The 12,342-nt window shown below is 46.5% G+C and carries 10 protein-coding genes; 5 read left to right on the top strand and 5 right to left on the bottom strand.

Translation table 11 applies throughout. The features are described from left to right. Window position 1: 1 nt before the first annotated feature. From CLV42_RS03450 to CLV42_RS03430, 5 genes are all read left to right on the top strand, one after another. Window positions 2-742 (top strand): Bax inhibitor-1/YccA family protein, encoded by a 741-nt coding sequence (locus CLV42_RS03450; RefSeq protein ID WP_106600480.1) that lies wholly within the window; start codon window positions 2-4, stop codon window positions 740-742. A 312-nt stretch (window positions 743-1,054) separates the two neighbouring features. Next, window positions 1,055-1,372 (top strand): carboxypeptidase-like regulatory domain-containing protein, encoded by a 318-nt coding sequence (locus tag CLV42_RS03445; protein WP_106600479.1) that lies wholly within the window; start codon window positions 1,055-1,057, stop codon window positions 1,370-1,372. 154 nt (window positions 1,373-1,526) lie between these two features. Next, entirely contained in the window at window positions 1,527-2,285 is a 759-nt protein-coding gene (locus CLV42_RS03440; RefSeq protein ID WP_106600478.1) for a head GIN domain-containing protein, read from the top strand. Window positions 2,286-2,305: 20 nt separating this feature from the next. Beyond that, window positions 2,306-2,977 carry an RNA polymerase sigma factor gene (locus CLV42_RS03435; protein WP_106600477.1) on the top strand — a complete coding sequence of 224 codons (672 nt, stop codon included), beginning with the start codon at window positions 2,306-2,308 and terminating at the stop codon, window positions 2,975-2,977. A gap of 4 nt (window positions 2,978-2,981) precedes the next feature. Beyond that, window positions 2,982-3,971, top strand: a complete 990-nt coding sequence (locus tag CLV42_RS03430) for a FecR family protein (protein WP_106600476.1) — start codon at window positions 2,982-2,984, stop codon at window positions 3,969-3,971. A gap of 64 nt (window positions 3,972-4,035) precedes the next feature. On the opposite strand, the gene CLV42_RS34250 is transcribed toward CLV42_RS03430, so the two are convergent. From CLV42_RS34250 to CLV42_RS03400, 5 genes are all read right to left on the bottom strand, one after another. Next, complete coding sequence (locus CLV42_RS34250; protein ID WP_245901442.1) at window positions 4,036-5,280, bottom strand: 2'-5' RNA ligase family protein; 1,245 nt, start codon at window positions 5,278-5,280, stop codon at window positions 4,036-4,038. A 9-nt stretch (window positions 5,281-5,289) separates the two neighbouring features. Further along, window positions 5,290-6,555 (bottom strand): kynureninase, encoded by a 1,266-nt coding sequence (gene kynU, locus CLV42_RS03415; RefSeq protein WP_106600475.1) that lies wholly within the window; start codon window positions 6,553-6,555, stop codon window positions 5,290-5,292. A 116-nt stretch (window positions 6,556-6,671) separates the two neighbouring features. Beyond that, entirely contained in the window at window positions 6,672-7,457 is a 786-nt protein-coding gene (locus CLV42_RS03410) for a TIGR00266 family protein (protein ID WP_106600474.1), read from the bottom strand. A 174-nt stretch (window positions 7,458-7,631) separates the two neighbouring features. Continuing rightward, a complete protein-coding gene (locus tag CLV42_RS03405) occupies window positions 7,632-11,192 on the bottom strand; it encodes an efflux RND transporter permease subunit (protein WP_106600473.1) in 3,561 nt (1,186 codons plus the stop codon). A gap of 17 nt (window positions 11,193-11,209) precedes the next feature. After that, on the bottom strand, window positions 11,210-12,316 hold the full coding sequence (locus CLV42_RS03400) for an efflux RND transporter periplasmic adaptor subunit (protein ID WP_106600472.1): 1,107 nt from the start codon (window positions 12,314-12,316) through the stop codon (window positions 11,210-11,212). Between the last annotated feature and the right edge of the window lie 26 nt (window positions 12,317-12,342).

Below are 12,342 nucleotides of genomic sequence, written 5' to 3'. Positions count from 1 at the left end.
CATGGCATTATTTCAATCCAATAACCCTGTATTTAATGAGAAAGTACTTCAGAAAGTTGGGACCTCCCAGACTGAAGGCGCAATGACCATCAAAGGGACAATTAATAAAATGGCTTTCCTGTTAGTGCTGGTAATGGCCGCGGCAATATACGCCTGGGGTGCGCCTGCCAGACAGCAGAACATTATGCCATTCCTATGGGGAGGCGCTCTCGGTGGTTTCGCGCTCGCCATCATCATCACTTTTAAAAAAGAATGGGCACAATACCTGGCACCAGCTTATGCATTGGCAGAAGGTCTGTTCCTGGGCGTAATATCTGTTTTATATAGTAATTTATATGAGGGCATCGTATTGCAGGCAGTGGGTATCACCTTTGCTACTTTCCTGGCTATGCTAATACTGTATAGAACCCGTATCATCCGTGCTACAGAAAAATTCAAGGCAATCGTCTTCACTGCTACCGCTGGTATCGCACTGTTTTACTTACTGGCATTAGTACTGAGCTTCTTCAACATCAATATACCCTTCCTGCACGAAGGTAGCACCATAGGTATTATTTTCTCTCTGGTGGTAGTTGTTGTTGCTGCACTGAATCTCATCATCAACTTCGATCTGATTGAAACTGGTGCTGCTCAGGGCGCTCCTAAATACTTTGAGTGGTATGCCTCTTTCGGTATGCTCGTAACTCTGATCTGGCTGTACCTGGAAATACTCCGTCTCTTGTCCAAACTCAACAGAAGATAATATTCTTTCAATAGATAGATAGTTCAAAAAGCCCGCACAAATGTGCGGGCTTTTTGTTGGCAGGATGCGCCATTTTGTTGTCCCGTTTCTCCATTCTGACATGACCATTTTGCACGGGTTGTCAGGCATTTGTTAAGGCTGGCCTTTTTACTGTTAAAGCCTTCGTAAAGGAATGTTAAAAACTGCCACATAATTTTATTACAGCGCCGGTGGCATGGTAATTGATTTTTAATACACAGTTCTTTAGATCATATATCTCAAGCAATATGCTTCGCACCACAGACCATTGTATCACCTTATAAATCTGATAAAATGAGATCAGTCAGAGTAAGCATATTCGCCCTGGCAGCTGCAGCTGTGGCAGTGCTCGCCTTCCGCAATACGGATGGAGGCACCATATCCGGTAAAGTAGCTCCTCTCGATGGAGCCAGTATGGTCTGGGCCATCAGGGGCGCGGATTCACTGAAAACGGACATAGCTGATGGAACATTCAGTGTGCAGGGCGCAGAGGAAGGCACTTACACAGTGATCATTGATGCGAAACAGCCTTTTAAGAATGTGACCATCTCTAATGTGAAAGTAGAAGTAGGAAAAGTGACCGACCTGGGCGAGATAAGATTAGAACAATAAACAATAAATAACGAAAGCAATAGTTGGTTTTCATAGGGGTTAATCAAAAAGCCGGTTCCATACGTCTGTATGGCCGGCTCTTTTTTATGTCATATTTCACCTTTCTAGGGGTAGCTGCTCCCTCCACCGTTATAATGTAAAGCCCCTTTGACATATGAAAAAGACCAATAATAGAAAAAGTGTTCTCCATGATAGGTGGAAAACGATCGGATGGGAATTACTCCTGCTGGCAGTCTTTAATATTATGCTGGCATCATGCGACAGAGAGCGGTTGTCCGGCTCCGGATACGTGATCAGTGAAACCCGGGAAACAGGTGTGTTCACTGATGTAGAAGTGGATGGTCCCATGCATGTACATCTGCAGCAGGGCCCTCCTACCCCGCTACAGATCACGGCAGAAGACAACCTGATACGCGTCATCGATACCTATGTGAGTGGTACCACACTGCATATACGCATTAAAAGTGGCGTAAGCGTGCATAGCACCAGGGACATTGACATTTATCTTAAATCCGCTACCTACAATTCCGTATTTTTCGCCGGTTCAGGTAGTGTCGAGAGTCTGGATACTATCAGAACAGAGCGGTTTGAATATAAACTGGCAGGTAGTGGTAATGCCCGGTTTCCGATTGTGACCAACAGGCTGGAAACAGAGATTGAAGGAAGCGGTAGTGTACAGTTAAACGGCAGCGCCCATACTTTCTACAGTAATATCGACGGCAGCGGAGACGTACGCGGGATGGACTTTTATTGTGAGGACGCCGATATATCCGTCAAAGGTTCCGGCGGACATACACTGAATGTATCCAACTCCCTCGATGTCAGCATACGAGGTAGTGGAGAAGTGAAATACAGAGGTACCGCAGTTGTCAGAACAGATATCTCCGGATCAGGAAAAGTCATTAAATTATAATTTTTTCGAAAGCGTCACACATGCAGGCTAGCTACATAGCAGCATTTTCAGGTACTGCCAGCAGTTTTGTGAGCAGGAATAAGGACAAAACCTATTTTTGTACTATGCCAGAAAATGCACAACTACAAAAACTTTTACAGGAGAATGAAGAGGCATTCATGGAAGCCCTCTTCAGGACCTATTTTTCCTTTGTCTGTAAGACAATTTACCGCATTGTTCAGGACAATGCAACCGCTGAAGATCTTGCACAGGATGTGTTTATCAAGATCTGGAACCGCCGCTCAGAGCTTCAGCAGGTTTATTTTAAAGCTTATTTGCATAGAGCAGGTATTAATATGGCACTGGATTATATTGACAAGAACAAACGCAGAGGTGTTCATATGCCGATAGAGGACTATATGGAACCTGTTCAGGCAGCCCCGACGGGCGGCAGTCTGCAGCAAACCACCCGGCATATACAGCAGGCTATTGATAAGCTTCCTGAGAAATGCAGGGAGATATTCATACTCAGCCGTTATGAAGAACTTTCCTACAAAGAAATTGCGAGCACACTTAATATATCAGTTAAAACAGTGGAAAACCAGATGATCACCGCTTTAAAGAAACTCAGGGTATCCTTACAGGACTACCTGCAGGTGATTGTGCTATTCCTGGCAGGCGCCGCTATTTATCCTTTACTTTTACAATTTTAAGAGCATGTCGTACACCTTTGACCATATAGAATCGTTGATCGTGCGCTCGCTGGAAGGCGGTATTACTCCGGCAGAGCAGGAAGAGCTGCAAAGCTGGCTGGAGGAAGATGACGCCAACCGCCGGTATTATAGTGAGCTGCAAAAGACCTGGGACCTGACCGGTACCGCAGACGCGGACATCGCACCAGATATCGAGGCCAACTGGGCCAGCTTCAACAGTAAGTTGCAGACCAACATCAGCAGCCAGCCAACCGGTATTGTTCGTAGTTTCCGCTGGTATGCGCTCCGTGCTGCAGCTGCCGTTCTTCTACTGGGAGGCGCCTCCACCGCCTGGTACATGTTGAATGCTCCCAGGCAGATCACAGTGCAGACGGCTGCTAATGAAACCAACATCATTGTCCTGCCCGATGGTACCAAAGCATTTATCAATAAGAACAGCAGCCTGCGTTATGCCAGCAACTTCAATAAAGGAGAAAGAACCATCCACCTCGAAGGAGAAGCCTATTTTGATGTTGTAAAGGACGAGGCCCATCCGTTTGTAGTATATACCTCCCGAACAAGAACACAGGTATTGGGCACCACTTTCGATGTAAAGGCTTATGCTGTTCAACCAGTAGAAGTGTTTGTGCTCAGTGGAAAGGTGGCTGTATCAGACCAGGAAAAGGAGTCAAAAGAAGTTGTGTTGACAGAAGGCAGGAAAGTGACCTTGGGCAAAGACCAGCAACTGGCAGAAGATGCCATTTCCAATCGCGATTTCATTGCATGGAAGGATAATATCATGGTCTTTAATGATGAGCCTATCCGTAATGTGATCAGGAAAGTAGAAGCTTTATATGGGGTAAAGATCGTTGCGGAGGAAAGTGTAGCTGATTATTCCATCAAGACGAGGATAACGCCTGATGAGCCGCTGGAACAGATACTGGATGTAATTGCAGCGAGTGCTTCAGCCAGCTGGGAGAAAGAGGGCAATGTATATAAGCTGAACAGAAAATAAAGAAAGCAGTAAATAAACGAAATAAAAAAGGTGGTCTATCAAACAGACCACCTTTTTTATTTTATCAGGCTCCTCCCAGTTTGCATTTCTGCAAAACTTCCCAGGATTTGCCATTATGACGGAGGAAGTACAGGTTATTCACCTTGAAGGTTGCTTTATACTCCTGATTTTCGTACTCAGGCCATGCTTTTTCAAACTGCGCATCTTCCAGGTCTTTGAAGGCCACGGTTACGTGCGGAGTGAAGCCGGTACGTGCCAGCATAGTACTGAAACCAAATTCCTTACGCAGGAAGTTGATCAGCTGTCTGTGCAGGGCGCTCATGGTTTCGCTCTTCTCCACGTTAATGAACAGAACGCGGTTCTGTTTATTCGGGAAGGTACCGAAACCATTGAGGGAAACCTCAAATGGAGCTTGTGATTTGGCAAATTCTGCCAGTTCATCACAGAAAGCTTTTTCCAGTGCCGGATCTGCTGTGAAAGGAACCTGGAGGGTGATATGCGGCAGTACTTTCAGCGCATATAATGGTCCGTATTTCTCAGCAAACTCCTGCTTTATTTTAATGATCTCCTTACCTACTTCAGCAGTAGGGAGTAAGGCGATAAAGTAAATCTTGTTATCAGGTTTTGGTGTAAACGGTTTTCTACCGCCACCAAAGGCCGGACGGCCGCCACCACGGTTGTAGCCACCGCCACCACCGCCGCCGCGATTGTAACCACCGCCGCCGCCGCCACGATTGTAGCCGCCACCACCGCCACCGCGATCGTAACCACCACCGCCGCCGCCACGATTGTAGCCGCCACCACCGCCACCGCGATCGTAACCACCACCGCCGCCGCCGCCACGATTGTAGCCGCCACCACCGCCACCGCGGTCGTAACCACCACCGCCGCCGCCACGGTCGTAACCGCCGCCACCGCCACCGCGATTGTAACCACCGCCACCGCCATCACGGTCGCCATAGCCACCTCCACGGTTGTAGCCGCCACCACCGCCACCGCGGTCGTAACCACCACCTCCACCATCACGGTCGTAGCCACCGCCACCGCCGTAGCCACCATTATCGCGCGGGCGATATCCACCGCCACTGCCGCCATCACGATCCCCACGATTGTAACCGCCGCCGCCTTCACGGTCAGAGTTAAAAGGTCTATCATTATCCCGGTTATAACCGCCGGGTCTACCCTCTCTTTCACTATTAAAATCGGGTTTGAAGTAACCGCTTGGTCTCTCCTTATTGGGATCTTGGTCTTTGTCTGCACCAGGAGGAGAGTAGGGCCTGCGGGGGCGTTCGTTTCTCTCAAAAGTCATCTTACTTAATTAAGCGTTTGAATCAATATTAGCTATGATTTCATAAAAATGAAATACGTCTCCATAAGAGTTATATAAGGGCGCCGGTGAAATGCGAATTACTCCGGGTTCCCGCCAGTCGACGATTATACCGGCGTCAGTCATCTTTTGTTGGATTTCTCTCCCTTTATCATGGAAAAGCAAAGATAATTGAGCACCGCGTTCCTTACAATTTTTTGGCGTAATTATTTCAAATTTTATGTTTTCTATATGTTTTAACAGGAATTCAAGATAATTGGTGAGTTTAATGCTCTTATCTCTTAAAGCTGCCATCCCAGCGGACTCAAAAAGTTCCAGTGAGGCTTTTAATGCTACCATGTTAAATACCTGAGCCGTGCTAATTTGCCAGCCTTCTGCACGGCTTTTGGGTTTAAAACCCTTCTCCATTTTAAAACGGGTACTTTCTTCGTTGCCCCACCAGCCACCTAGTCGTTGCCGGTTTGTATCTCGGGCATGTCTTTCATGTATAAATGCTCCACCTACAGCGCCGGGGCCTCCATTTAAATACTTATATGAGCACCAAACGGCAAAATCTACTTCCCAGTCGTGTAACTTCAAAGGTACGTTTCCTACTACGTGCGCCAGGTCGAACCCGGCTACAGCCCCAACTCTATGGGCCGCTTTCGTAATGGACTGCATATTAAACAATTGGCCGGTATAATAGTTTATTCCCCCCAATAATATTATTGCTAAGCTACTACTTTCCCGCGCAATAATCTCAAAAATATCTTCCTCTCGTATTAAATATTCACCTGCCCGGGGAGCTACTTCTATTATCGCCGTTTCCGGATCAAAACCATGCATCCGTACCTGTGTTTCAACAGCATATTGATCGCTGGGAAAAGCCCCAGCCTCCATCAATACTTTAAACCGCTGCTTTGTCGGACGGTAAAAACTCATCAGTAACAAATGTAAGTTCACTGTAAGTGTATTCATTACTGTCAGCTCTTCCTGGCTGGCTCCAACTATATCAATTAACGGTTTACTGCAATATTGCTGATAATAAAGCCATGGATTCTCCGCATTCCAATATCCTTCTACTGCATGATGTTGCCAATCAGTCAATTCCTGTTCTATGGCTGGTCTTACTTTTTTGGGCTGTAATCCTAAAGAGTTTCCGCAAAAATAAATCGCATCCTTTCCATTTCTCTGGGGAAAATAAAACTGTTCCCTGTGCGTCTTTAATGGGTCCGATTGGTCCTGCTCTTCAGCAAACTGCCTTGATAGTTCAAACATATTTCAAAATTCCAGGTTTCTCTTACCTGATCCCGTTAATTCCTGTACTCTACTTAAAAAAATGAGTACTTTTCCTGCCTTGTGGCAAACGGAACCGTTATAACGTGCCTATCAAATCAATCTCCGTCCAGTAAATTGCCTAAGCCTCCCAGTATACTACCTTCTTCCTTGCGTTTTCCTGTACCGTAAGAAACCAGTCTTGCGGCCATTCTGCTGATAGGTAAGGATTGTATCCAGACTTTACCCGGACCTCTTAATGTGGCAAAGAACAAACCTTCGCCGCCGAAAACCATATTCCTGATGCCTCTTACAAATTCAACGTCAAATTGTACCCCTGAAGTATATGCTACCACACATCCGGTATCAATTTTTAATACCTGTCCCGGCAGTAACTGCTTCTCTATCACCATACCCCCAGCATGCACAAATGCCATACCATCTCCTTCCAGCTTCTCCATAATGAAGCCTTCCCCGCCAAAAATGCCGGTTCCTAATTTTCTCTGCCACTCAATGCCAATACTAACACCTTTCGCTGCACATAGGAACGCATCCTTCTGACAAATCACCCTACCGCCCATCTGCGCCAGGTCCATTGGGATGATCTTACCGGGATAAGGAGCCGCAAAACTAACTTTCTGCTTGCCATTGCCCATATTGGTAAACGCAGTCATGAACAGGCTCTCACCCGTCAATATCCGCTTACCGGCTGACATTAATTTACCTAAAAGTCCCTGATTAGATTGTGAACCATCCCCGAACATTGTTTGCATCTGAATCTCCTGGTCCATCATCATAAAACTGCCGCTTTCAGCAATGGCAGTTTCCTGTGGGTCCAGCTCTATCTCGACAATCTGTATTTCTTCGCCATAGATACGGTAATCTATTTCATGGTTGCGTCGCATAGCGTATTGATATAATTTATCAGGTTAACAATAATGGTTCTCGTACATCAAAAATAAGTAATTGAAGCCGCAGTCAATTGTTAAAATTTGTTAAGGTGAAAAAAAAGAAACCGTCCCGTGGATACGGGACGGTACCTGTTAAACCTACAACTGTTACACTGTATATAGTGTGAACTAAACTCTTTCGTGTATCTTCTTGTCTTGATGATGCCTGTGCGCCTGCTTTTCTGTCTCATCATTCCCGTTCGGGAAGAAGTGATAAGGCTTTGGCGATACATATGTTGGATCGTGCAGCTTGCGTACCTGTTCCTTCCCCATCACCACCTTCAGCACCAGCACCAGGAAAGGCACGTATTTCAGCGCACGTGGCATTTTATAATAGTCCAGTACGTCAATGGAACGCTTATTCATGGCATACATCACCGGTACCAGGATCAGGGTCAGGAAAGTGGCAAACACCAGTCCATACACCATCGTCCAGGCCAGCGGGCCCCAGAATGCTACGTTATCACCTCCGAAGAAGATATGTGGTTCAAATGAGGAGAATAAGCTGGCAAAGTCAATGTTGAACCCTACCGCCAGCGGTATCAGACCCAGAATCGCTGCAATAGCGGTCAGCAATACCGGCGTCATGCGGGTTCTTCCTGCTTCCACTACCGCCTCATATACCGGCATCTTCTGTTGTACCAGCAGGTCAGTGAACTCTACCAGTACGATACCGTTACGGACCACAATACCCGCCAGCGCCATGATACCCACACCGGTCATTACTATCGAAATATCCATTCCAAAGATGGCAAAGCCCAGGAACACACCAATGATCGAGAACAATATCTCCATGAAAATAACAAGCGGACGTCCAATAGAGTTGAACTGGGTCACCATGATCATCAGGATCAGACCAAAGGCCCCCACCATTGCAAGCCCCAGGAAGTTGGAGGTTTCCTGCTGGTCTTCCTGCTCACCCGTCATTTTCACCGTAATACCCGGCGATTTCGGGAAGTCGTTCAACGCTGTCTGGATCTGCTGTACTACCTCATTGGTATTAAAGCCTGTCAGTACATTGGAATATAATGTCACAACACGCTTCTGATCGATACGTTTGATACTTGCATAAGTATTGGAGTATTTAATATCTGCTACCGCGGATAATGGCACCTGGCGGATCGCTCCCGCCATATTCATATCGCGGTATACGAGGTTCAGGTTCATCAGGGTATTGATATTATTACGCTGATCTTCTTTGAACCTTACCATGATCTTGTAATCATCTTCCGGATCACGGAACTTGGATACTTCCTGTCCATACAACGCGGTACGCAATGCCATACCGATTGTAGTCGTGGAAATACCTTCCCTGTTGGCGCGCTCACGATCAATATTCACCAGGATCTCAGGCTTATTGCTCTGGAAATCTGATTTCAGCTCCTCTACTCCTCCTATCTGCAGAGAGTCCAGGTAACGTTTTATTTTGGTAGATGCTGCCGTCAGCTCTTCAAATTCATCGCCGGCAATTTCAATGTTGATCGGTTTACCTGTTGGCGGACCGCCCTGCTCCTGTTCCACTGTAATATCAACACCCGGAATACCTCTCACCGCTCCGCGGATCTTATCGAGATATTGTACGGTTGATTGTCCGTTACGTTTACCAAATTCCACAAAGGCTACTGTTACCTTACCCTTATGTGGCTGCACACTCATATCCATCTGTGAAGGATCGCCTGCACCTACTGCTACGTTGGAGATGATAGACTCTACGATCGGGTTCTTCTGCCCTACTACAGCAATGATCTTATTCTCAATGATGTGTGTGACAGAGTCCGTATACTTCTGATCAGTACCCATCGGCAGCTCGATATAGGTATAGATAAAGTTCGGATCTGCCTGTGGGAAGAACACTACTTTGGGGCTGCGGATCACAGTCAGCATAATACTGAACACCAGCAATCCGAAAGTACCAACTACTATCCATATAGGACGCCATCCTACAAGACACCACTTGAGGATACGTTTATAACGTTCCTGCACACGTGGCCATACATTGCTCTGGAAACGACGGGCTACGCCGCCCAGCCAGAAGCGCTCGAGCACGATCATCAGATACAGGAATATCGTGAAGTTGCCAACACCGGTATTGCCACCCGCATACCCCATGAGGGCGATAAAAGCGAATACGATGCTAAGTATCGTGAACTTCCTGCTGAATCGCGGCTTAGGATGATTCTCTCCTTCATGACGGTCCATGAAGTCAACCGCAAACACAGGATTTATAATATAAGCTACTATCAATGAAGCACCCAGCGTAGTGATCAGCGTTACCGGCAGGAAGAACATAAATTTACCGATAATGCCAGGCCAGAATAGCAGTGGGACGAACGGTGCCAATACTGTCAGCGTTCCAGAGAACACCGGCAGGAATACCTCACCTGCGGCTACCTTGGCAGCTTTCACAATACCCAGGTCTTTCCTTTCATAGAAGATACGATGTACGTTTTCAATCACCACGATCGCGTCATCCACCACAATACCCAATGCCAGCAGGAAAGAGAACAACACCATCATGTTCAGTGTGAAGTCAAATGCAGGCATCAGCAGGAACGCGATAAACATAGAGATCGGTACTGACATCGCCACGAAGATCGCATTCACAGCACCCATGAAGAACATCAGGATCACTGTTACCAGCAAGAAGCCGATGATGATCGTATTGATCAGATCATGCAGCGTAACACGTGTGGAGTTAGACTGATCTGCCGTGATCGTCACATCAAGTCCGGCAGGCAGATAATCCTTCTTCATTTCGTCAATGATCACACGGATCTTATCTGAAGCATCGATCAGGTTCTTACCGCTTTGTTTGATCACGTTCAGCGTGATCACATTCTTTCCATCCAGACGCGCATAACTCTCCTGTTCTTCAAAACCATCCACTACTTCTGCGATGTCTTTCAGATATACTACGGCACCGGACATACTACGTATAACGATATCACGGATCTTTGATGCATCCTTGTATTCACCTTTTACGCTCAATGTACGCTTCTGTCCATCCATAGACACCAGACCACCGGAGATGGTACGGTTCTCCATTGCAACAGCGTTCGCGACATCATCAAAACTGATCCTTGCCGCATCCATTTTGTATTTGTCTACATTGATCTGGATCTCTCTTTCCAGCGCACCAACGATGTCCACACGGGTGATCTCATTCAATGCCTCGATACGGTCCTGCATTTCGTCTGCATACTTCTTGAGCGACTGCAGGTCAAAATCGCCGGACAGGTTCACGTTCATGATAGGTATCTGCGATACATCTATCTTGATGATCTGTGGCTCCTGTGTGAGAGGATTAGGCAGGTCCTTCTTCGCATCATCTACTTTCTCACGCACTTCCTGCCGTGCCGTTTCCATATTCTCACTGGCTTCAAATTCAATGGTGATGGCAGAGTAATCCTGCATGGATGTACTCTTGATAGATTTCACACCAGAGATTCCTCCCAGTTGTTTTTCGATGGGTTTTGTTACCAGTGTCTCCATATCTTCAGGAGAAGTACCACTATAAACAGTACTGATATAGAACTGGGGGAACACTACCTCCGGAAATTGTTCCTTCGGCAGGCTCTGATAAGATAGTATACCAGCAAGGGCCAGGATAAAGGTGGCAACATAAATGCTCACCTTATTATCTATCGACCAGCTGGTGGGTTTAAATTCTTTATTCAGGTTGTCTTGCATAAACCAGTTTTAGAGTATTAAAGCTGGATAAGGTCATTGTCGTTCAATCCCTGGTAACCGATAGTTACTATCTGTTCACCAGCCTGCAGTCCGCCCTTGATTTCAGCCTTATCATTATAAGTGCGTCCCATTTCGATCTCTCTTCTTTTAGCGATCAGCTTACCGCCCTTATTCTCGGCGAGGATCACATAAGGTTTACCCAGGGAATACTGGATAATGTTCACAGGTATTACTACCGCCTTTGGCGCTACATAATCCACTATCTTCAAACGTGCGATCATATTCGGGCGCAGCTCAGGATCATTCTGTAATGGTATTTCCACTTTGATGGTACGGCTTACAGGATCAATTGTTTTTGAAGCAAAGCCAATTCTTGTACGAGTCTGTTTATTAATATCAGGAAAATCCAGTATCACCTGGTCGCCGGTTTTCACTTTACTGGCGTAGCCTTCAGCAACGTTTGCCACTACACGCAGGTTACTGCCATTTACCACACGGAAGGCCGCGCTGCCTGGAGCCGCATTATCACCCAGCTTAATGATCACCGCATCTACAGTACCATTGATTGGGGATATTATCCTTGCTTGTCCCATCTGGTCCTGCAGGGTAGCGATTCTCCTTTCGAGTGATTCCTTCTGGTTTTTTGCATTCAGGTACTGTACTTCAGAACCGATCTTCTGATTCCACAGGTTCTGCTGTTTCTGGAACATGGTCGTAGCCAGGTCCAGCTGCGTATGCAGTTCCGCCATATTGGCTCTCAGTATCTGATCGTCTACCTGTGCCAGCGCCTGCCCTTTGCTTACAGACTGGCCTTCTTTCACATGTATGGCAGTAATGATGCCAGGCACTTTGGAAGACACATTCACATTTTCTCTTGCGTCAATGCTTCCTTGTACATCTATGTAGTGTTCAAATAGCGTATCATCGACAGGAGTTACTACCACTGCTTTCTTTTTCTGTTCGGTAGTATCTACTTTCTTTACAGTCTTTTCCAGTGTAGCGATCTGTTGTTTCAGATCAGCTTCCTTTTTTTTCAGTTCCGCCAGTTTGGCCTCAGGCGTAGGCTCGCCACAAGCGGCCATAAGAGCGACGATCAAAAGAGCGGGACGATATATCTTGGACATATAATAAAGAGTTAATAGTTAGTTGT

Source organism: Chitinophaga ginsengisoli, assembly GCF_003014595.1.
In the GTDB taxonomy this organism is placed as follows: domain Bacteria; phylum Bacteroidota; class Bacteroidia; order Chitinophagales; family Chitinophagaceae; genus Chitinophaga; species Chitinophaga ginsengisoli.
This window is presented reverse-complemented; position numbering and strand designations above follow the sequence as displayed.

What these genes read in the sequence shown, in the direction of transcription:
- CLV42_RS03450 (WP_106600480.1), top strand. Translation starts at nt 2, where the DNA reads ATGGCATTATTTCAATCCAATAACCCTGTATTTAATGAGAAAGTACTT.
- CLV42_RS03445 (WP_106600479.1), top strand. Translation starts at nt 1,055, where the DNA reads ATGAGATCAGTCAGAGTAAGCATATTCGCCCTGGCAGCTGCAGCTGTG.
- CLV42_RS03440 (WP_106600478.1), top strand. Translation starts at nt 1,527, where the DNA reads ATGAAAAAGACCAATAATAGAAAAAGTGTTCTCCATGATAGGTGGAAA.
- CLV42_RS03435 (WP_106600477.1), top strand. Translation starts at nt 2,306, where the DNA reads ATGCAGGCTAGCTACATAGCAGCATTTTCAGGTACTGCCAGCAGTTTT.
- CLV42_RS03430 (WP_106600476.1), top strand. Translation starts at nt 2,982, where the DNA reads ATGTCGTACACCTTTGACCATATAGAATCGTTGATCGTGCGCTCGCTG.
- CLV42_RS34250 (WP_245901442.1), bottom strand. Translation starts at nt 5,280, where the DNA reads ATGACTTTTGAGAGAAACGAACGCCCCCGCAGGCCCTACTCTCCTCCT.
- kynU (WP_106600475.1), bottom strand. Translation starts at nt 6,555, where the DNA reads ATGTTTGAACTATCAAGGCAGTTTGCTGAAGAGCAGGACCAATCGGAC.
- CLV42_RS03410 (WP_106600474.1), bottom strand. Translation starts at nt 7,457, where the DNA reads ATGCGACGCAACCATGAAATAGATTACCGTATCTATGGCGAAGAAATA.
- CLV42_RS03405 (WP_106600473.1), bottom strand. Translation starts at nt 11,192, where the DNA reads ATGCAAGACAACCTGAATAAAGAATTTAAACCCACCAGCTGGTCGATA.
- CLV42_RS03400 (WP_106600472.1), bottom strand. Translation starts at nt 12,316, where the DNA reads ATGTCCAAGATATATCGTCCCGCTCTTTTGATCGTCGCTCTTATGGCC.